Source organism: Streptomyces sp. SudanB182_2057 (assembly GCF_964272715.1).
Lineage (GTDB): Bacteria > Actinomycetota > Actinomycetes > Streptomycetales > Streptomycetaceae > Streptomyces > Streptomyces rubradiris.
In genome coordinates this window covers 6590179-6609349 of sequence record NZ_OZ186798.1, presented here as the reverse complement: position 1 = coordinate 6609349, position 19171 = coordinate 6590179, and the positions used below count along the sequence as shown (strand labels likewise).

Sequence of the window (19171 nt, the reverse complement as noted above, 5' to 3'; positions counted from 1 at the left end):
CCTTCCGCCCGCCGCTCAGCGGGACCTGTTCTGGACGGCCTCGACGTGCTCGGCGACCGCCACCACGATGATCCGGGTGTCCGGGACCGTGGCCCGCCAGCGGTGCCGGACGCCACCGGTCAGATACAGGGTGTCGCCCCGGCCGAGGCGGTAGGCGCGGCCCTCCGCCTCGATCTCCACCGCGCCGTCGGCGACGTACATCAGCTCGTCGTTGCGGTGCTGGAGCTCGCGGCCGGCGTCGTGGTCGCCGGTGAACTCGGAGGCGTGCAGCTGGTGGTGGCCGCGCACCAGGGCGCGGGTGCGCGGGTCGAAGTCGCCCTCGGCGAGCGGCTCGGCGCGCACCACGTCCACGCTGGCCGCCGGGTCGGCGGCGGCGAGGAGCTCGACGGCCGTGGTGCGCAGGGCGTCGGCCAGCTTCTCCAGGGAGGTGCTGCTGGGGCGGGCCCGGTCGTTCTCCACCTGGCTGAGGAAGGGCACCGACAGGCCGCTGCGCTCGGCCACGACGGCGAGGGTCAGTTCCAGCGCGCGGCGGCGCCGCCGGACGGCCGCGCCCACCCGCACGGGCTGCTGCTCTTTGTGGTCGCCCATCGCTCCGGCTCCCTCCCTCACTCGTCGTTCCGCTGTCCGGGTGCCCCTTACGGGGCGTCCCTCTTCTGATGACTTCTCTGCACCCTACGCATGTTCGGCAAACCGTTTCACGTGCCTGTCACATCCCCGACACCTCCCTGATCCTCCACCCTCATTGTTCGCGCCAGTATCCCGGGGTGGGGAGGGACCCCGGAGCCCGTGCTCCGGGTGGATGAAGACGGCTGCCTGCCTGCCCCCGGCCGGGGGCCCGGGCCAGGGGTCGTCACGGGTGGTGATTGGCCTGAAGTGTGCCGTGACCGGAACGGCCGGAGGGGCGGGCGGCACCGGACGCGGCTCCGCGTCCGGCGGCACCCGCCCCTCACAAGGCGGTCCGGGCCGGTCAGGTCACCCGGCCGCCTCGCTGTGGGTGCCGGCCTTGGCGACGGGGGCCCACTTGTCGACCAGGCCGGGATGGTCGCGCAGCCAGTCGCGGACGGCGTCCTGCTCCTTGCCCTTGCCGGCCTGCTGGACGCGTGCCTCCAGGCCGGTGAGCTGCTCCTCGGTCATCGAGAAGTCCTTCAGCCACCGGCCGACCAGCGGGTTGTCGGCGGCGAAGCCCTTGCGAGCGAGGGTGTGCACACCGTCGCCCTTGCCCCAGGCGCCCTTCGGATCCTTGAGCTTCTTCAGGTCGTAGTCGCTGTACGCCCAGTGCGGCGACCACAGGGTGACGAGAACCGGCTGGTGCCGGGCGTAGGCGCGCTTCAGCTCGGCGAGCATGGCCGGGGTGGAGCCGTCGACCACCTCGTACGTGCCCTGAAGGCCGTACTCCTTGAGCACCTTGCTCTTGAGCAGGCTCATCTCGCCCGCGCTGGGCTCGATGCCGATGATCTTCCCGTCGAACTCGGAGGCGTGCTCCTCGAGGTCTGCCAGGGAGTTCACGTCCTTGACATAGGAGGGCACGGACAGCTCCAGGGACGTGGGGCCGTACCACTTGCCGAGGTCGTCCAGCTGCTTGCCGTACTTGGCCCAGTACTCCGCGTGCGTGGTGGGCAGCCAGGAGTCCGTCTGGAAGTCGAGCTGGCCGGTGGCGAGACCGGTGTAGAGCGGGCCGGCCGCGTACTGGGCCGTGCTCACCTTGAAGCCGCGCTCCTCGAGGATCTCCTTCCACAGGAACGTGGAGGCGATGCCCTCGTCCCAGGGGATGTAGCCGATCCGGATCTCCTTGCCCTTGCCGACGTTCGTGCCGGATGCCTCGGAGGTGCCCGCGGAGGGACCGAAGACGCCGAGTCCGCCCGCGACGAGGGCCAGGACGACCACGCCGGCCAGGGCGACGGCCGGGCGCGGACGGTACGACCACGCGCGCGTGGGTGCCTTCACGGCGGCCCTGCGGCCCAGCGGGGAGAGCTGGGTGCCGAGCGCGCCGGTGACCCGGTCCAGGTAGATGGCGAGGACGACGATGCCGACGCCCGCCTCGAAGCCGTAGCCGATGTCGAGCTGGCCGATGGCCTCGTTGACGGCGCCGCCGAGACCGCCGGTGCCGACCATGCCGGCGATGACGACCATGGACAGGCCCAGCATGATCACCTGGTTGACGCCGGCCATGATGGTCGGCAGGGCGAGCGGCAGCTGCACCCGCCACAGGATGTTCCGCGGGGTCGTGCCGAACGCCTCGGCGGCCTCGACCAGTTCGGCGTCGACCTGGCGGATGCCCAGCTCGGTCATGCGGACGCCGGGGGCGAGCGCGAAGATCAGCGTGGCGACCACACCGGCGGCGGTGCCCAGCCCGAAGAACAGCATGGCCGGGATCAGCAGCACCATCGAGGGCATCGTCTGGAGCAGGTCCAGGACCGGCCGTACGGCGGCGCTGACCGCCTTGGAGCGGGCGGCCCAGATGCCCAGCGGGAGGGAGATCACCAGGGCGATCACGGTCGCCACCAGGACCAGCGCGAGGGTGGACATGGCCCGGTCCCACAGGTCGAGCGAGTCGACCAGGGCGAACCCGGCGAAGGCGAGGACACCGGCGAGCAGCCCGCGCAGCCACCAGGCGACGACGGCGAGGATGCCGGCCATCAGCAGCGGCTGGGGGGCGGAGAGCAGGGCGTCGATGCCGTCGTACATGCCCTCCATGACCGCCTTGACGGCGTCGAACAGCCAGGAGAGGTGGGCGACCAGCCAGTCCACGCCGGAGTCGACCCAGTCGCCGAGGGGGATCCTAGGCATGGCTGACCACCTTCCCCTCGGGGCTGTCGCAGGCCACGGGGGCGGTCGTCTCGTCGCCGAGGAAGCCGAGCAGGCGCCGGCGCGGCACCACCCCGACGACCCGGCCCGCGCCGTCCACCACCGAGACCCGGTGGGTCAGCCGGGCGCTGATCGCGCACAGCTCCGCGAACGGCGTCTCGCGGGTCGCCGTCTCGCAGCCGCACAGCGGCGCGTCGGAGGTCACCGAGGTGTCCATGAGCGCGCCCGCCGTCAGCACCCGGGAGCGGTCCACGTCCTGGATGAAGGAGGCCACGTAGTCGTTCGCGGGGCGCAGCAGGATGTCCTCGGCGGTGCCGGTCTGCACGATGCGGCCGTCCCGCATGACGGCGACCCGGTCACCGAGCCGCATGGCCTCGTTGAGGTCGTGGGTGATGAAGACGATCGTCTTCTTCAGGGTCTTCTGCAGCTCCAGCAGCTGGTCCTGCATGTCGCGGCGGATCAGCGGGTCCAGGGCGCTGAAGGACTCGTCCATCAGCAGCAGGTCCGCGTCGGTGGCGAGGGCGCGGGCCAGGCCGACGCGCTGCTGCATGCCGCCGGACAGCTCGTCGGGCCAGGACGCCTCCCAGCCGGCCAGGCCGCACAGGGCGAGCGCCTCGTCGGCGCGGCGCTCGCGCTCGGCGCGGGGCACGCCCTGCACTTCCAGGCCGTAGGCGGCGTTGTCGCGGACACTGCGGTGCGGGAACAGCGCGAAGTGCTGGAAGACCATGCTGATCTTCTTGGAGCGCAGTTCGCGCAGCGCCCGGTCGCCGAGCGCGGTCAGGTCCTGCCCGTCGAAGCGCACGCTGCCCGCGGTCGGCTCCAGGAGCCCGTTGAGCATGCGCAGCAGGGTGGACTTGCCGGAGCCCGACAGTCCCATCACGACGAAGATCTCGCCGGCCTCGACGCGGAAGGAGGCGTCGATCACGGCGGCCGTCGCGCCGTCCGCGCGCAGCTCCGCCCGGTCGGCGCCGCGCCGCAGTCGCTCCACCGCGTCGTCGGGTCGTCTTCCGAACACCTTGAACAGGTGCTCTGCCTCAAGCCTGGGTGACACGCGTACCTCTCGTCTCCGGGGACAGGACAGAGGCGGCGCCTCCCCAGGTCAAGCCGGGGCAAACCCGCGAGTGGCCGGGCTCACGGCAGTGCGCGTCACGCAACGCGTTCCCGGCTCGCGGGGCGCTGTCGGTGCCGTGCGGCATGATGCGTGCGTGACCGGACGACTCATGCTTCTCGACACCGCCTCGCTGTACTTCCGCGCCTACTTCGGCGTCCCGGACTCGGTGCGCGCACCGGACGGCACGCCCGTCAACGCGGTGCGCGGACTGCTGGACTTCATCGACCGGCTGGTCAGGGACCACCGGCCGGACCACCTGGTGGCCTGCATGGACGCCGACTGGCGCCCGCGGTGGCGGGTGGAGCTCATCCCCACCTACAAGGCGCACCGGGTCGCCGAGGAGCACACCGGCGCGCCGGACGCGGAGGAGGTGCCGGACACCCTGGCCCCGCAGGTGCCGGTGATCGAGGAGGTGCTGGACGCGATCGGCATCGCCCGGGTGGGCGTCGCGGAGTACGAGGCGGACGACGTGATCGGCACGTTCACCGCGCGGGCCCGGGGCCCGGTCGACATCGTCACCGGCGACCGCGACCTGTACCAGCTGGTGGACGACGAGCGCCGGGTCCGGGTGCTGTATCCGCTCAAGGGCGTCGGCACGCTCCAGGTGACCGACGAGACGGTGCTGCGCGAGAAGTATGGCGTCGACGGCCGCGGGTACGCGGATCTGGCACTGCTGCGCGGCGATCCCAGCGACGGCCTGCCGGGCGTGGCCGGGATCGGCGAGAAGACGGCCGCCAAGCTGCTCGCCGAGTTCGGCGACCTGGCCGGGATCATGGCCGCGGTCGACGACCCGGGGGCGAAGCTGACGCCGTCGCAGCGCAAGCGGCTGACCGAGGCCCGGCCGTATCTGGCGGTCGCGCCGAAGGTGGTGCGGGTGGCCGGTGACGTGCCGCTGCCGGAGGTCGGCACGGCCCTGCCGGACGCCCCGCGCGATCCGGCGGCGCTGGCCGAGCTGGCGCGCCGGTGGGGGCTGGGCGGCTCGCTGGACCGCCTGCTGACCACGCTGACGAGCTGAGCCGGGACCGAGGGGGCCGAAGGGCCGAGGGGGGCGGATGGGACCCAGGGGGCGGGTAGGCGACGCCGAACGAAAGATTCCGGCAAAAGACTCGCATCGGCGTCGATGAGAGGGGTGTTGGCCCCACCGAGGTGTTAACTTAGGTAAACCTAACCAACCCCGCCAGGAGGCCGTCATGGCAGAGCGCCCGGGACGAAAGCCGCGCAAGCCCCATACCGCCCAGGTCGTGCGTACCGAACGGCTGACCCCGCACATGCAGCGCGTGGTGCTCGGCGGCGCGGGTCTCGCCGGATTCGCCGCGGACACCTGCACGGACCACTACGTCAAACTGCTGTTCGGCGCCGACGGGGTGAGCTACCCCGAGCCCTTCGACCTGGAGCGGATCCGCGCCGAGTTCCCGCGCGAGCAGTGGCCGGTGACCCGGACGTACACCGTGCGCGACTGGGACGCGGAGCGGGGCGAACTGACGCTGGACTTCGTGATCCACGGCGACGCGGGCCTGGCCGGACCCTGGGCCGCCCGCGTGCGGCCCGGCGAGACCGTGCGCTTCATGGGCCCCGGCGGGGCGTACGCGCCCGACCCGGAGGCCGACTGGCATCTGCTCGCCGGTGACGAGAGCGCGCTGCCGGCCATCGCCCGGGCCCTGGAGACGCTCCCCGCCGGCGCCCGCACCCACGCCTTCATCGAGGTCTCCGGCCCCGAGGAGGAGCAGAAGATCGCCACCGGGGTGGAGGTCGTCTGGCTGCACCGCGGCGACCGGCCGGTGGGCGAGGCCCTGCTGGAGGCCGTGCGCGGGCTCGAGTTCCCGCAGGGCCGGGTGCACGCCTTCGTGCACGGCGAGGCGGGCCTCGTCAAGGAAATGCGCCGACTGCTGCGCATCGAGCACCAGATCCCGCGCGAGGACCTGTCGATCTCCGGCTACTGGCGCCTCGGCCACAACGAGGACGGCTGGCAGGCATCCAAGCGCGAGTGGAACGCCCGGGTCGAGGCCGAGCAGGAGGGCGGCACGGCGACGGCGGCGGCGTGAGCGGGCGGGCACCCACCCCATCAACCGGGCCGAACCCGGCCTGAGCACGCCGGGGCCTGAGCGAGCCGGCGGCTGAACAGCGGGGCGACGGGCGGCGGCACCCGCCACGAGGAACCGCCGCTCTCCCGGCCCCCGCGCGCGACCGCCCGGCCGCACCTCCACCACGCGCCCACTCCCCCGCCACCTTGGGTTCAGTCCCCCCGCACCCGCGCGTGGAAGTGCATGTCGTGCCAGCCGTCCTGGTGCTGGAGGGCGCTGCGCTTGGTGCCCTCCAGGGCGAAGCCGGCCTTGGCGGCGACCCGGCAGGACGCCTCGTTGGCGGTGGCGTGGAAGAGTTCGAGGCGGTGGAAGCCGATCTCCTCGAAGGCCCAGCGGGACAGCGCGGCGGCGGCCCGGGCGGCGACACCCTGCCCCCGCGCCCGCGCCACCGTCCAGTACGCCACCTCGGCCACGCCGTCCCCGAGCAGTATCTGCCGCAGCGCGACCCGGCCCCGCAGTTCGTCCGTCCGCTCGTCCACGACGGCCCACTGGGCCTCGTTCTCCCGTGCCCACGACGCCTGCCACTGCGCGATCCAGCCGGCGGCCTCCTCCTCGGAGTCGCAGGCCCTTATGTGCCACTGGTGCATCGCCGGGTCCTGGAAGGCGGCGTGCACGGCGGGCGCGTCCTCGGCCCGCCACGGGCGCAGGACCAGGCCGTCGGCGGCGGGAAGGGTGGGCTGCGGAACCCTGGCCAGGGCGCCGGCGGTCAGGACCGGCTTGATGAGAAAGGGCATGATCCACATCCTGCCGGGTCCGCGCCCGGAGCCCCACCCTTTTCCCCTGATTCCCGGGTGACCGCGCCACCGCCCCCTTGACGCCCCCGCACCCCTCTCCGCCGCCCCCTCGGCTCCGCCCGGCTCCGGCTCCCGCCGTACCCTTGACGCCGATGAGACGCCGTACGCCGCCCCCGCCCGCCCCGCTCCCGCAACGCGAGGGAGTCGATCCCGTACGGGTACGGCTGCCCGTCGGCGGGGCGTGGGCCACCGTGCGGGAGCACCTGGTGGAACGGCTCACCGGGGCCGGGCCCGGACTGGTCGAGGCGATGTTCGCCGCCGGCCAGGTGTTCGGCGCCGACGGGCGGGCCGTGCCACCGGACGCCCCGTACCGGCCGGGAATGTACGTCTGGTTCCACCGCGAGCTGCCCGCCGAGGTGCCGGTGCCGTTCCCGGTGGAGGTGGTGTACCGGGACGAGCACATCGTGGTGGCCGACAAGCCGCACTTCCTGGCCACCACCCCGCGCGGCTCGCATGTCGCCCAGACCGCGCTGGCCCGGCTCCGGCACGAGCTGGGCCTTCCGGCGCTGACGGCGGCACACCGCCTGGACCGGCTCACCGCCGGGCTGGTGCTGTTCACCGTGCGGCCCGACGAACGCGGCGCCTACCAGACCCTGTTCCGGGACCGGCGGGTACACAAGGAGTACGAGGCCGTCGCCCCGTACGACCCGTCGCTCGCGCTCCCCCGCACCGTGCGCAGCCGGATCGTGAAGGAGCGCGGGGTACCGGCCGCCCGGGAGATCCCCGGCGAGCCGAACGCCGAGACCCGGGTGGAACTGGCCGGACACCGGGCCGGACTGGGCCGGTACCGGCTCCTCCCGGCGACCGGCCAGACCCACCAGCTGCGGGTGCATCTGGCCGCGCTGGGCGTGCCCATCCTCGGCGATCCGCTGTATCCCGAGGTGACCGGCCCGGTGCCGGCCGGCGACTTCCGGCGTCCGCTGCAACTGCTCGCCCGGCGGCTGGAGTTCACCGACCCGGTCACCGGCACGCACCACGCCTTCACCAGCGGCCGCGAGTTGCGCGCCTGGACGTCGTACACCGACTGGTCCGGCGAGTCCCGGCCGCCCGGCTGACGCCCGGCCGGGGGTGTCAGCCGCCGTGCCACCAGCGCAGGAGCCGCTGCCACAGGCCGCCAGGACGGTCCGGTTCGGGGGCCGCGGGGGCGGATTCCGGTACGGGGGCCGCGGGGGCGGGTTCCGGTACGGGCGGCGGCTGGTGGGCCGCCGGCTGCGATCCTGCGGCCGGGGCCGGGTCGCTGCTCAGCGCGCCGACCTGCCAGTTGGAGCGCTGCGGCGGGATCGGCATGGCCCGCGGCGGCAGGTCCACGTCCTGCTGCGGCTTGGGTTCGAAGCGCACCGGCAGGGCCACCAGGTGCCGGGAGGCGATGGACGACCGCCAGCGCAGGTCCTCCTCGGCGCAGTCGAGCTGGATGTCGGACAGCCGGGTCAGCAGCGCGTCCACGCCGACGTCGGCGATGGCGCGGCCGATGTCCTGGCCGGGGCACTCGTGCGGGCCGCCGCCGAAGGCGAGGTGGGAGCGGTTGCCCTGCATGCTCTCGGTCGGATCGGGCCGCACCTTCGGGTCGACGTTGCCGGGGGCGGGCGCGAACAGCAGCCCGTCGCCCTTGCGGATGCGCCGGCCGCCCAGCTCGGTGTCCTGCTTGGCGAAGTAGCCGAAGACCGTGCTGAACGGCGGCTCGTCCCACAGGGATTGCTCGATCGCCTCGGGCACGGTCATCTGGCCGCCGTTGAGCCGGGCCCGGAAACCCGGCTCGGTGAGGACCATGCGCAGCGCGTTGGCCAGGAGGTTCGCCGTCGCCTCGTAGGCGGCGAACAGGACGAGCCGCAGGTGTTCGCGGACCTCGTCGTCGGTCAGCCCGGCCGGGTGGCCGATGAGGTGACTGGTGAAGTCGTCCTCGGGCCGGGTGCGCCGCCGGGTGGTGAGCCGGCTGAGGGCGTCCATGACGTAGGTGTGGCTCTGGATGGCGGTCTCGGTGCCCTTCAGGGCGTCCCGCGCGGCCTGCACCATCCGGTCGTTGTACTCCTCGGGCATGCCGAGGATCTCGCACAGCACGGCCATCGGCAGATGCTCGGCGAACTGGGAGACCAGGTCGGCCCGTCCGCGTTCGCAGAAGCCGTTGACCAGGGCCTGGGTGTGGCGTCCGATGTGCCGGCGGACACTGCGGTGGTCGATGGTGGCCATGGCCGCGGTGACCGCGTCGCGCAGCCGCTCGTGCTCGGCGCCCTCGGCGTGCGAGCAGATGGGCTGCCAGGCGATGTGCGGCATGAGCGGGTGGTCCGGCTTGACCCGGCCGTCCTTCAACGGGGTCCAGATCCGGCTGTCCCGGGTGTACTGCGAGGGGCTGCGCACCAGTTGCAGGTTCTCGGCGTGCCCGAGCACCACCCACATGGGTACGTCGTCGTGGAGCAGCACGGGAGCCACCGGGCCGTGCTCTTCCCGCAGGCGTTCGTAGAGGCCGGCGAGGTCCTCGGCGTCGGGGCCGTAGAGCCGCCGCGGCCCCCCGGCGCCGAGGCCGTGCGCGGGGCAGCCCGGCGGCGGGGCGAGGGAATCTGTGCCGGTCAGGGAGGGGGATTCAGACGTCACGGTGGTGTCGCTCCGGAAACGGATGGTGGGGTGGGCCGGCGGTGTCAGGTGAGGGCGCCGGACAGGGCGAGGGAGTGCAGGAAGCGGGTGAGGGTGAGCAGCACGTCCTTGCTGGAGGCCCGGCGGCGCACATCGCACTCGATGATCGGGATCTCCGGGCCCAGGTCCAGGGCCGAGCGCAGTTCCTCGACCTGGTAGCGGGGCGCGTCCGGGAAGGAGTTGACGGCGACGACGAAGGGCACGCCCCGTTCCTCCAGCCGGCCCATGACGTCGAAGCTGACCTCCAGGCGCCGGGTGTCTACCAGGACGACCGCGCCGAGGGCGCCCTCGAACAGGCCGTTCCACAGGAACCAGAAGCGCTCCTGGCCGGGTGTGCCGAAGAGGTAGAGCACCAGTTGGTCGGTGATCTGGATGCGGCCGAAGTCCATGGCCACGGTGGTGGCCGTCTTGGACTCGGAGCCGTAGTCGTCGTCCACGCCGATGCCGGCCTGGGTCATGGTCTCCTCGGTGGTCAGCGGCCTGATCTCGCTGACGGAGCCGACCATGGTGGTCTTGCCGACGCCGAACCCGCCCACGATGACGATCTTCAGCGCGGCCTGGGCCGTGTGCGGCAGATGATCCTCGGTGCGCGGGCCGGGGATGGTGTCAGAGCCTTTGAAGTCCATGCATCACCGCTTCGAGGAGGGAACGGTCGAAAGCCGCCTGGCGGACGATCGGGGCGCGGGCCTGCACCAGCTCCGCCTGGATCAGCTCGGTGATCAGTACGGTCATCGCGCTGAACGGCAGTTGGAGATAGGCCGAGAGCTCGGCCATGGACAGGGGGGCGGTGCACAGCCGGAGCACGGCCGCCACCTCCGGGGAGGCGGACAGCGGGGGTGCGGAGCGGGCCACGATCAGCGTCACCAGATCGAGTTCCGCGCGCTTGCCGTCCGCCGATCCGGCGATGGTGTAGAGCCGTTCGGGGTTGCCGGGTTTCTCCGCGCCGCCCGCCGGTTTCGCGGCGGGCGCCGGCGGAGGTGACGGGTGCTGCGGCCGGCGCCGCTTGCGTCGTGGAGGGGTCATACGGTCTGCCCGTTCCGCCGGGGCGGACTGGTGAGGTGGGCGCCGATCCGGACGACGAGGTCGCGCATCATGCCGCTCATCCGGCCCGGTTCGCAGGTGACGTCGGCGAGCACGGCGAGGTAGGCGTTGGGGCCGGCGTTCATCAGGTAGAAGTAGCCGCCCTCGATCTCGAAGACCACGAGCTTCATGTCCCCGGCGCCCGGCAGCTCCTGGATGATGGCGCCGGCCAGGCTCTGTACGCCCGCGCAGGCGGCGGCCACCCGGTCGGCGGCGTCGGGCTCGCCGCCGTAGCGGGCGATGCGCAGTCCGTCGGCGGACAGGACCACGATCATCTCGATACCCGGGACGCCGTCGTTGAGCTGCTTGAGCATCCAGTCCAGGTTCGCTCGCTGCTGGATCACTTGAGGTCCCCCTCGTCGTCGGCCTCGGTGCCGCCCTGCGCGTATTCGGCCGGATCTTTGAGCAGATGCAGGTACTTGGTCGGGTTGCGGGTGAAGTCGGTCAGCTCGGGGCCGGTGGCGTCCGGGGGCATGCCCTCCCTGAGGCCCTTCCAGAAGGCTTCGATCCCGGAGCCGATCGGCCGGTCCATGAGCTTCCTGCGCTCGGGGTCGATCTCGGGCTCGGGTTCCGGCTCGGACCGGGTCTGGGACCAGATGGTGGGCCTGCCCTCGCGCTCGGCGCGCTCGATGGCGGCCTGTTCCGCGATCCGCTGGCTGAGCGGGGTCTTCACCCGGCTGCGGCGCTGCGGCAGCCCGGTGGCGGTCCACTCGGTGACCTCCGGAATGTCGTCCTCCAGAGAGATTCCGGCGGGGATCTTGGGGCTGGTGGGGCGGCGCGTCTTGGGCGGACGCTTGGGGCCTTCCACGGCGCCGAGTTCGGGCTTGGGGATGCCGGTGGCGCCGATGCCGTGGGCGACGCCGACACCGGGCTCGGTGGTCGTCATGACGCGCGGCACGATGAGGATCGCGCGGACGCCGCCGTAGGCCGAGGAGCGCAGCGAGACCTCCATGTCGAACTGCTTGCAGAGCCGGCCGACGACGGCGAGGCCGAGGCGCGGGTTCTCGCCGAGGTTGTCCGCGTCGTCGAGGTTCCTGGCGTCCTCGATGGCCTTCTCGATCCGGGCGCGGGACTCCTCGCTGAGGCTGACACCCGCGTCCTCGATCTCGATGACGATGCCTGCCTGCACCTCGGAGGCGGTGACGTGCACCTTGGTGGTCGGCGGCGAGTAGCGGGTGGCGTTGTCGAGCAGTTCGGCGGCGGCGTGGATGACCGGCTCGACAGCGGTGCCCTTGATGTTGATGTTGACGATGGAGCTCAGCTCGATGCGGCGGTACTCCAGGATGCGGGACATCGCGCCGCGCAGCGTGCTGTAGAGGGAGACCGGCAGCGGCCACTGGCGGCCGGGCCGGCCGCCGCCGAGGACGGAGATGGTGTCGGCGAGGCGGCCGATCAGCGAGGTGCCGTGGTCGATGCGCAGCAGGTCGTCGAAGACCTCGGGGTTGCGCCCGTGGTCCTCCTCCATCTCGCGCAGTTCCTTGGCCTGCTGGTGGACGATGGCCTGGACGCGGCGGGCGATGCTCACGTAGGAGCGCTCGGTGGCGTCGCGCATCGAGATCTCGTGGTCGGCACCGGTCAGCGCGATGCGCACCAGTTCGCGGTAGCCGTCGGGCAGGCCGCGCAGTTCGGGGTCCTCGTCGAAGACGTAGCGCACGGTGTCGCGCAGCGCCTCGCCGCGGCGCAACCGGATGAAGCCGAGGGGCAGGACGTTCTGGGCGAAGTGCTCCATCAGGTGGTGGTGCAGCGCGATCTGCTGTTGCAGCTGGGCGGCGTGCCGGGTGTGTTCGGCCTGTGCCTCGCGCAGCAGCCGGCCGCGCCGGGCGGCCTCCGCGGCGGTGCAGAGGACCAGCAGCACGGCCAGCACTCCGCAGACGCCGACGGCCGTCCGGGCCGTGGGCGGTACCAGGGCGACGGCGGCCCCGGCCGCCGCGGCCATCACTATGGCCGGCGGCAACAGCACGCGGGCATAGGGCCGTTCACGGCGACCGGGAGGCTTCTGAACACTCACCATGGATGCCTTCTGTAACGAATCGGCTGGGTGTCGGGTGGAGCTTGCGGGGGAAGGTATGGAGAACTGTCGGGACGCACTTCACATGTGGGAACAGACGCACGAATTGCCTCAACTCGGTGCGCCGCGGGCGAGCTTAGTCCGACCGGATCAACGCCGTGTCATCTTCGGCAAGCATCTGAAAACGACCCGCGACAGGAGTACGCTCAACTCCTTGTGCACACTGCGCTGCCGCTCACACACAGACAGTATCGACGTACGCACGTGCGATTGTCACTCACCGTAACGAGTGAAAAAACAGTCGAGGCCGCACCTGGACAGGTGCGGCCTCGGTTCCCCCGGACGAGTGGTCCTGGCGGACCCGGGACGGATCAGCCCACGGACGAGTAGGCCACCACGCCCCGCAGCAACTGGTCGACAGCCTTGCGCGCGGCCTTGGCCACGGTCGAGTTCTCCGTGGGCGCGGCCGCCGAGATCTGCCCGAGGACGTCGATGACCTGCTTGCACCAGCGCACGAAGTCACCGGCCGGCATCTCCGCCTCGCGCAGCACCTCGTCCAGCCCCTTGCCCGACGCCCACATATAGGCGGCCCAGGCGAAGCCCAGGTCGGGCTCGCGCTGGCCGACGCCCTCCGTCTGACTGATCCGGAACTCCTCCTCCAGGGCGTCGAGCCGGCCCCAGATCCGGACCATCTCGCCGAGCGCCGCCTTGGCCTTGCCCGAGGGCATCTTCGGCGCCATGGCGTCGTCACCGACCCGTGCCTCGTACACCAGCGCCGAGGCGCAGGCGGCGAGTTCGGCGGGGCCCAGTCCCTCCCAGACCCGCTCCCGCAGGCACTCGCTGGCCAGCAGGTCCAGTTCGCTGTACAGCCGCGCGAGCCGCCTGCCGTGCTCGGTGACCTCGTCACCCCGCAGATAGTCCAGCTCGGTCAGCAGCGCCACGATCCGGTCGAAGGTGCGCGCGATGGTGTTCGTACGGCCCTCGATGCGTCGCTCCAGCTGCGAGGTGTCGCGCAGCAGCCGGTGGTAGCGCTCAGCCCAGCGGGCGTGGTCCTCGCGCTCGTCGCAGCCGTGGCAGGGGTGCGCGCGCAGCGCCGTGCGCAGCCGTGCGATCTCGCGGTCGTCGGCGGCCTGCGAGCGCTTCTTGCGGGCCCGCTCCGGCGGGATGTGCCCGGCCTTGGTGCGCAGCGCGGAGGCGAGGTCCCGGCGGGACTGCGGCGAGCGCGGGTTGAAGGACTTCGGGATCCGCATCCGGTCCAGCGGCTCCACCGGCACCGGGAAGTCCATCGTCGCCAGCCGCTTGACCTGCCGTTCGGCGGTCAGCACCAGCGGGCGCGGCCCGTCGTGGTGGTCGAAGCCGCGGTGCCCGTTGGAACGGCCCGCGGGCAGGCCCGGGTCCAGCACCAGCGCGAGGCCCGCGTACTTGCCCGTGGGCACGTGGATGACATCGCCCGGCCTCAGCTTCTCCAGGGCGACGGTGGCCTCCGCCCGGCGCTGGGCGACGCCCTGCCGGGCGAGCTCGGTCTCCCGGTCCTTCAGCTCCCGGCGCAGCCGCGCGTACTCCTCGAAGTCGCCGAGGTGACAGGTCATGGAGGCCTTGTAACCGGCCAGGCCCTCCTCGTTGCGCTGGACCTGGCGGGAGATCCCGACGACCGACTTGTCCGCCTGGAACTGCGCGAAGGACGTCTCCAGCAGCTCGCGCGAGCGGTGCCGGCCGAACTGCTCGACCAGGTTGACCGCCATGTTGTACGACGGCTTGAAGCTGGAGCGCAGCGGGTACGTGCGCGTGCCCGCGAGACCGGCCAGGTGCTCGGGGCTCATGCCGCGCTGCCACAGCACCACGGCGTGGCCCTCGACGTCGATGCCCCGGCGGCCCGCGCGGCCGGTGAGCTGGGTGTACTCGCCGGGCGTGATGTCGGCGTGCTGCTCGCCGTTCCACTTGACGAGCTTCTCCAGCACCACCGAGCGGGCGGGCATGTTGATACCGAGCGCGAGGGTCTCGGTGGCGAACACCGCCTTGACCAGGCCGCGTACGAACAGCTCCTCCACGACCTCCTTGAAGGTCGGCAGCATGCCCGCGTGGTGGGCGGCTATGCCCCGCTCCAGGCCCTCCAGCCATTCGTAGTAGCCGAGGACGTGCAGGTCCTCCGTGGCGATGTGGGCGGTGCGCTCCTCGACCAGGGCGCGGACCTTGTCCCGCGCCTCCTCGTCGTTGAGCCTGAGGCCCGCGTACAGGCACTGCTGGACGGCGGCCTCGCAGGCGGCACGGCTGAAGATGAAGGTGATGGCCGGGAGCAGGCCCTCGGAGTCCAGGCGCTCGATGACCTCGGGACGGCCCGGCGTCCACACCCGCGAGCGCTGTCGGCGCTCTCGCTCCCGGTCGGCCTCGCGCATCGCCCGGCCGCGCCTGCGGTCCTGGTACGACGGTCTGGTGGCCTCCATGCGGGCGAGGCGGACCAGGTCGGGGTTGACGGCCTTCTTGTGGCCCTCGCCCTCCTCGAACAGGTCGTACATCCGCCGCCCGGCGAGCACGTGCTGGAACAGCGGCACGGGGCGGTGCTCGGAGACGATCACCTCGGTGTCGCCGCGGACGGTGTCCAGCCAGTCGCCGAACTCCTCGGCGTTGGAGACGGTCGCGGAGAGCGAGACCAGCGTCACCGACTCGGGGAGGTGGATGATCACTTCCTCCCAGACGGCGCCGCGGAAGCGGTCGGAGAGGTAGTGCACCTCGTCCATGACCACATAGCCGAGGCCGAGGAGGGTCTGGGAGCCGGCGTAGAGCATGTTCCGCAGCACCTCGGTGGTCATCACGACCACCGGGGCGTCGGAGTTCACGCTGTTGTCGCCGGTGAGCAGGCCCACCTTCTCGGTGCCGTAGCGGCGGCACAGGTCGGCGTACTTCTGGTTCGACAGCGCCTTGATGGGTGTCGTGTAGAAGCACTTCTTGCCCTGCCGCAGGGCCAGGTGGACGGCGAACTCGCCCACGATCGTCTTGCCGGAGCCGGTGGGGGCGGCCACCAGTACGCCCTTCCCCGCTTCGAGTGCCTGGCAAGCCTCGATCTGGAAGGGGTCGAGGCCGAAGTCGTACATCTCGCGGAAGGGGGCGAGCGCGGTGGCCTGCTCGGCTGCCCGCCTGCGGGCTGCCGCGTACCGCTCGGCCGGTGAGAGATCCTCTGTCATCGTACTTTCGAGCGTACCGGGCGCCACTGACAACGGGACGATCATTATCGCGATCCCGCGCGGAGGTCCGACAGGGGCCGCCGGCGGGTGGGGCGGCGGGCCGGTCGCGGGAGGTGCCGGTACGGACGGATGCCCCCGTCCCCGGGACGGATCCGGGGGCGGGGGCATCGCGTGCGGGCCTCGGTGGAGATGGGGGCCGGCCGGTTACGTCACGTCGTCGTAGCCGTTGACCCGGTCGGTGCTCGACTGCTCGGGCAGCGCGCGGGCGGCGGAGACCGGCTCGGTCTTGCCGATGTCCTCGGGCGTGAGGTCCAGCTCGGCGGCCTCGTCGTCGGCGGGGCCCTCGGCCTCGCGCAGACGCCTGCGCTTGTCGTTGAGGAGCGAGAACAGGACCGCCGCGAAGTACAGCACCCAGATCGGCCCGGCGAGGGCCACCATCGACAGCGGGTCGGTGCTCGGGGTGGCCACGGCCGCGAAGACCGTGATGCCGAGGATCATGGCCCGCCACCAGCTGAGCATGCGCCTGCCCGTCAGCACCCCGGTGAGGTTGAGCATGATCAGCAGCAGCGGCAGCTCGAAGGAGAGACCGAAGACGATCACCATGCGGGTGACCAGCTGGAGCAGGTCGTCGAGCGGCAGCAGGTTCTTGATCTCGCCGTTCGGTGTGAAGTCGATCAGCACCTTGGCGGTGGTCGGCAGCAGCTTGTACGCGAAGAACCCACCGCCGAGGAACAGCGGGACGCCGGTGAAGACGAAGGCGTAGGCGTACTTCTTCTCGTGCCGGTGCAGACCCGGCGCCACGAACGCCCAGAGCTGGAAGAGCCAGATCGGCGAGGCGGCCACCACGCCCGCCATCAGCGAGACCTGGAGGGCCAGCGTGAACGGCGCGAGCAGACCGTTGATGGTGATCTCCGCGCACTGGGTCTTGCCACTGGACTTGGCCAGCTCTGCGAAGGTCTCCCGACAACCGACGGAGTCCAGGATCGGCTCCGTCAGGAAGTTGATGATGTCGTTGTAGTAGAAGGCCGCGACGATCGTCACGATGACGATGGCCAGCATCGCCTTCGCGAGCCGGTTGCGGAGCTCACGAAGGTGATCCGCGAGGGGCATCCGCCCCTCGGGATCCTTCTCCTTCTTGCGGGCAGGCTTGAGCAACCCACGTCCTCATCTCGTGCGGCAGGCCGGGGCTTTCCGGCCTTGTGTCAGCGCTGGGCGGAATCCGTCGGCTCGTTGACCGGCCGCGAGCTGCTCACGTCGCCGGGGGCCGCCTGGATGGTGCGCTGGGCCGCGGACTGCTCGGTGGAACCGGACGCCTGGGTGGAGTTCTTGCCCTCTTCCTTCATCGCCTTCGCCTCGCTCTTGAGGATGCGGGCGGACTTGCCGAGCGAGCGCGCCATGTCCGGAAGCTTCTTCGCGCCGAACAGCAGGATGATGACGACGAGGATCAGAATGATCTCGGGAGCTCCGATTTTTCCACCGAACATGAATCTTTACCTTCTCACCGAGGCGGCTGGGTGGGGTGCTGTCCGACCAGTCGGACATGTGTCCGATGGTCGTGCTGGCAGCGATCGTAACGCTCAGGGGTAAACGTGAGGCAATCCCCGTGCGTACTCCCGGTCCACAGTGCGGGCCTCGTTTTCCGCACTGCGACCAGCAGGGTACCTGTCCGGCAGGGCAGCATGACAGGGCGAAGCGACCCAAATCCCTTGTATCGCTGGTCTCACAGCCACCGTCCGGCGCTGTTCACAGCGTGTCGACGGCACGGGCCGCGCTCACCGTCGCCCGCTCCAGGTCCTCGGCGGCCCGGCTGATACGGCGCGCCGAGTCCGTCACCTGCTGCCCGAGGCGCCGCGCCGCCACGAACACCCGGACGGCGAGCACCCCCAGGACGGCGAGACCCAGGAACCCCATGGCTACGGCGAACATCGGCCAGAACATGACGTCGAGACTAGACGGTCCGCCGCCCCGGCCCGCACCCGGCCGTACGGTGGCCGGCACCGTCCCGGTCCCCGTACGGCGGGCGGCCGGGCCGCCCGCTACACCGTGGAGTGCAGCCGCAGGGTCCTGACCCCGCCCCCGGTGAGCAGTTCCACGATCCGCTCCCCGGCCGGTTTGCGGACCGCGGCCCCGCAGTCGGGGCAGGTGAAGGAGTAGAACGTCGTCCGGCTGCTGGCGCCGATGGCGAGCCGCAGCGCGCTCGCGGCGAGCTCGAAGCGGCCCCGGCAGTCCGGGCAGCCCGCCTTGAACACCACGGGGGTCACCCTTCTCATCCCCGCGAAGGCGGTCGCCACCGTCATCTCACCCTTGCCGGATTCCGGAGACTCGCTCACAGGCACTCGCTCCCTCTTCCCCTGGTCGTTTCTGGTAGCAGCCGAATCCTCTGGTCGCAGCTGATCACACCCGGTCGTTCACCGGCAGGGCCGTACGGCCCCGGTCGCCGTCGCCGTACGGCCCGGTCACCCACGGCACTCGCACCGGGTTCTACGGCACCCGCACCGCGCCGGCCGGAACGTCGTACGCCGCGAGGGCCTCGCGGGCCGCCCGGCGGGCGCTCTCGGCCAGCTCGGGCGGTGAGACGATCCGGCCGTCCCGGCCGAGCCGCAGCGCCAGCCGGCGCAGGGAGGCCGGATCGGGGGTGCGCAGGGTGATGCGCAGCCCGCCGTCGGGAAGCTCGTCGGCGCTGTCGTGCGGGTAGTACTCGGCGACCCAGCGACCGCCGGGACCGACCTCGACCACGACCTCCGGGTCCTCGGCGGCCGGCTGCACCAGGCCCTCGGAGAGGTCGCGCAGTTCTATCTCGGGCGGGGCCGAGGGCGCGTCGAGGACCTTGATCTCGGCGACCCGGTCCAGCCGGAAGGTCCGCCGGGCCTCGGAGCGGCGGCACCACGCCTCCACATAGGTGTGGCCGACGCTGACCAGCCGGATGGGGTCGATCTCGCGCTCGGTGACCTCGTCGCGGGCCGGTGAGTAGTAGCGGATCCACAGCCGGCGGCGCTCGGAGATCGCCCGGTCGACGTCGGCGAAGACGCCGCCCTCGGACTCGAAGGTCACCGACAGCCGGGAGCTGGCGCCGGCCGCCTCGCCGGCCGCGGCCTCCACCTTGGCCGTCGCCCGCAGCAGGGCCTGCCGGTCGCCCTCCCGCAGGCCGGGCAGCGTCGCCACCGCGCGGGCCGCGACCAGCAGGGCGGTGGCCTCGTCGGCGGCCAGCCGCAGCGGTTCGGCCGCCTCCTCGCCGAGCGCGGCCGGATTGTGCCACCAGATGCGCTCGCCGTCGGTGTCGATGTCCAGCAGATCGCCGCCGCGGAAGCTGGTGCCGCACATGGGCAGCACGTCGAGGTCGGCGACCAGCTCGTCCTCGCTGATGCCGAAGGCGCGCGCGACATCGGCGATCCGGGCGCCGGGGCGCTCGCGCAGATACGTCACCAGGGAGAGCATCCGCCGGGTCTGGTCGATCGCGTTGCCGGTCCTGACCGGTTTGCCTGCCACTG

18 protein-coding genes are annotated in these 19171 nt (G+C 71.8%); 3 read left to right on the top strand and 15 right to left on the bottom strand.

Annotated features, from left to right (window positions below; translation table 11 throughout):
- Window positions 1-15 precede the first annotated feature (15 nt).
- The 3 genes from ACSURM_RS29340 to ACSURM_RS29330 form a co-directional block, all read right to left on the bottom strand.
- Window positions 16-588, bottom strand: a complete 573-nt coding sequence (locus ACSURM_RS29340; RefSeq protein ID WP_436958795.1) for a helix-turn-helix domain-containing protein — start codon at window positions 586-588, stop codon at window positions 16-18.
- A gap of 384 nt (window positions 589-972) precedes the next feature.
- Window positions 973-2787 carry an ABC transporter permease/substrate binding protein gene (locus ACSURM_RS29335; protein WP_436958794.1) on the bottom strand — a complete coding sequence of 605 codons (1815 nt, stop codon included), beginning with the start codon at window positions 2785-2787 and terminating at the stop codon, window positions 973-975.
- Window positions 2780-3856 (bottom strand): quaternary amine ABC transporter ATP-binding protein, encoded by a 1077-nt coding sequence (locus tag ACSURM_RS29330; RefSeq protein ID WP_436958793.1) that lies wholly within the window; start codon window positions 3854-3856, stop codon window positions 2780-2782. The genes ACSURM_RS29335 and ACSURM_RS29330 overlap by 8 nt, the downstream gene beginning before the upstream one ends.
- 154 nt (window positions 3857-4010) lie before the next feature.
- On the opposite strand from ACSURM_RS29330, the gene ACSURM_RS29325 reads away from it, so the two are divergent.
- Entirely contained in the window at window positions 4011-4931 is a 921-nt protein-coding gene (locus ACSURM_RS29325; protein ID WP_436958792.1) for a 5'-3' exonuclease, read from the top strand.
- A 175-nt stretch (window positions 4932-5106) separates the two neighbouring features.
- Complete coding sequence (locus ACSURM_RS29320; protein ID WP_436958791.1) at window positions 5107-5958, top strand: siderophore-interacting protein; 852 nt, start codon at window positions 5107-5109, stop codon at window positions 5956-5958.
- A 191-nt stretch (window positions 5959-6149) separates the two neighbouring features.
- Here ACSURM_RS29320 and ACSURM_RS29315 read toward each other — a convergent pair whose 3' ends face one another.
- Window positions 6150-6731, bottom strand: a complete 582-nt coding sequence (locus tag ACSURM_RS29315) for a GNAT family N-acetyltransferase (protein WP_436958790.1) — start codon at window positions 6729-6731, stop codon at window positions 6150-6152.
- A 152-nt stretch (window positions 6732-6883) separates the two neighbouring features.
- On the opposite strand from ACSURM_RS29315, the gene ACSURM_RS29310 reads away from it, so the two are divergent.
- Complete coding sequence (locus tag ACSURM_RS29310) at window positions 6884-7846, top strand: pseudouridine synthase (RefSeq protein ID WP_436958789.1); 963 nt, start codon at window positions 6884-6886, stop codon at window positions 7844-7846.
- Window positions 7847-7862: 16 nt separating this feature from the next.
- Here the strand turns inward: ACSURM_RS29310 and ACSURM_RS29305 are convergent, their stop codons facing one another.
- From ACSURM_RS29305 to ACSURM_RS29255, 11 genes are all read right to left on the bottom strand, one after another.
- Window positions 7863-9377 carry a cytochrome P450 gene (locus ACSURM_RS29305; RefSeq protein ID WP_436958788.1) on the bottom strand — a complete coding sequence of 505 codons (1515 nt, stop codon included), beginning with the start codon at window positions 9375-9377 and terminating at the stop codon, window positions 7863-7865.
- 44 nt (window positions 9378-9421) lie between these two features.
- Entirely contained in the window at window positions 9422-10042 is a 621-nt protein-coding gene (locus ACSURM_RS29300; RefSeq protein WP_359044949.1) for a GTP-binding protein, read from the bottom strand.
- On the bottom strand, window positions 10023-10439 hold the full coding sequence (locus tag ACSURM_RS29295; protein WP_030781275.1) for a DUF742 domain-containing protein: 417 nt from the start codon (window positions 10437-10439) through the stop codon (window positions 10023-10025). The genes ACSURM_RS29300 and ACSURM_RS29295 overlap by 20 nt, the downstream gene beginning before the upstream one ends.
- The gene (locus ACSURM_RS29290; RefSeq protein WP_030608271.1) at window positions 10436-10840 is read right to left on the bottom strand and encodes a roadblock/LC7 domain-containing protein; all 405 of its coding nucleotides are present in this window, start codon (window positions 10838-10840) and stop codon (window positions 10436-10438) included. Before ACSURM_RS29290 ends, ACSURM_RS29295 begins: the two co-directional genes overlap by 4 nt.
- Window positions 10837-12507, bottom strand: a complete 1671-nt coding sequence (locus ACSURM_RS29285) for a sensor histidine kinase (protein WP_436958787.1) — start codon at window positions 12505-12507, stop codon at window positions 10837-10839. The genes ACSURM_RS29290 and ACSURM_RS29285 overlap by 4 nt, the downstream gene beginning before the upstream one ends.
- 368 nt (window positions 12508-12875) lie before the next feature.
- Window positions 12876-15728 carry a DEAD/DEAH box helicase gene (locus ACSURM_RS29280; RefSeq protein ID WP_436958786.1) on the bottom strand — a complete coding sequence of 951 codons (2853 nt, stop codon included), beginning with the start codon at window positions 15726-15728 and terminating at the stop codon, window positions 12876-12878.
- Window positions 15729-15887: 159 nt separating this feature from the next.
- Complete coding sequence (gene tatC / locus ACSURM_RS29275; protein ID WP_436958785.1) at window positions 15888-16838, bottom strand: twin-arginine translocase subunit TatC; 951 nt, start codon at window positions 16836-16838, stop codon at window positions 15888-15890.
- Between the two features lie 47 nt (window positions 16839-16885).
- The gene (gene tatA, locus ACSURM_RS29270; RefSeq protein WP_436958783.1) at window positions 16886-17167 is read right to left on the bottom strand and encodes a Sec-independent protein translocase subunit TatA; all 282 of its coding nucleotides are present in this window, start codon (window positions 17165-17167) and stop codon (window positions 16886-16888) included.
- A gap of 259 nt (window positions 17168-17426) precedes the next feature.
- A complete protein-coding gene (locus ACSURM_RS29265; protein WP_189754965.1) occupies window positions 17427-17621 on the bottom strand; it encodes a hypothetical protein in 195 nt (64 codons plus the stop codon).
- Between the two features lie 98 nt (window positions 17622-17719).
- A complete protein-coding gene (locus ACSURM_RS29260) occupies window positions 17720-17980 on the bottom strand; it encodes a hypothetical protein (protein ID WP_436961207.1) in 261 nt (86 codons plus the stop codon).
- Between the two features lie 184 nt (window positions 17981-18164).
- The gene (locus ACSURM_RS29255) at window positions 18165-19169 is read right to left on the bottom strand and encodes a helix-turn-helix transcriptional regulator (protein ID WP_436958781.1); all 1005 of its coding nucleotides are present in this window, start codon (window positions 19167-19169) and stop codon (window positions 18165-18167) included.
- Between the last annotated feature and the right edge of the window lie 2 nt (window positions 19170-19171).

Excerpts from the sequence above, each read along its gene's own strand:
- ACSURM_RS29340 (WP_436958795.1), bottom strand. The coding sequence starts at position 588 with ATGGGCGACCACAAAGAGCAGCAGCCCGTGCGGGTGGGCGCGGCCGTC.
- ACSURM_RS29335 (WP_436958794.1), bottom strand. The coding sequence starts at position 2,787 with ATGCCTAGGATCCCCCTCGGCGACTGGGTCGACTCCGGCGTGGACTGG.
- ACSURM_RS29320 (WP_436958791.1), top strand. The coding sequence starts at position 5,107 with ATGGCAGAGCGCCCGGGACGAAAGCCGCGCAAGCCCCATACCGCCCAG.
- ACSURM_RS29315 (WP_436958790.1), bottom strand. The coding sequence starts at position 6,731 with ATGCCCTTTCTCATCAAGCCGGTCCTGACCGCCGGCGCCCTGGCCAGG.
- ACSURM_RS29310 (WP_436958789.1), top strand. The coding sequence starts at position 6,884 with ATGAGACGCCGTACGCCGCCCCCGCCCGCCCCGCTCCCGCAACGCGAG.
- ACSURM_RS29300 (WP_359044949.1), bottom strand. The coding sequence starts at position 10,042 with ATGGACTTCAAAGGCTCTGACACCATCCCCGGCCCGCGCACCGAGGAT.
- ACSURM_RS29295 (WP_030781275.1), bottom strand. The coding sequence starts at position 10,439 with ATGACCCCTCCACGACGCAAGCGGCGCCGGCCGCAGCACCCGTCACCT.
- ACSURM_RS29285 (WP_436958787.1), bottom strand. The coding sequence starts at position 12,507 with ATGGTGAGTGTTCAGAAGCCTCCCGGTCGCCGTGAACGGCCCTATGCC.
- ACSURM_RS29280 (WP_436958786.1), bottom strand. The coding sequence starts at position 15,728 with ATGATCGTCCCGTTGTCAGTGGCGCCCGGTACGCTCGAAAGTACGATG.
- tatA (WP_436958783.1), bottom strand. The coding sequence starts at position 17,167 with ATGTTCGGTGGAAAAATCGGAGCTCCCGAGATCATTCTGATCCTCGTC.
- ACSURM_RS29265 (WP_189754965.1), bottom strand. The coding sequence starts at position 17,621 with ATGTTCTGGCCGATGTTCGCCGTAGCCATGGGGTTCCTGGGTCTCGCC.
- ACSURM_RS29260 (WP_436961207.1), bottom strand. The coding sequence starts at position 17,980 with ATGACGGTGGCGACCGCCTTCGCGGGGATGAGAAGGGTGACCCCCGTG.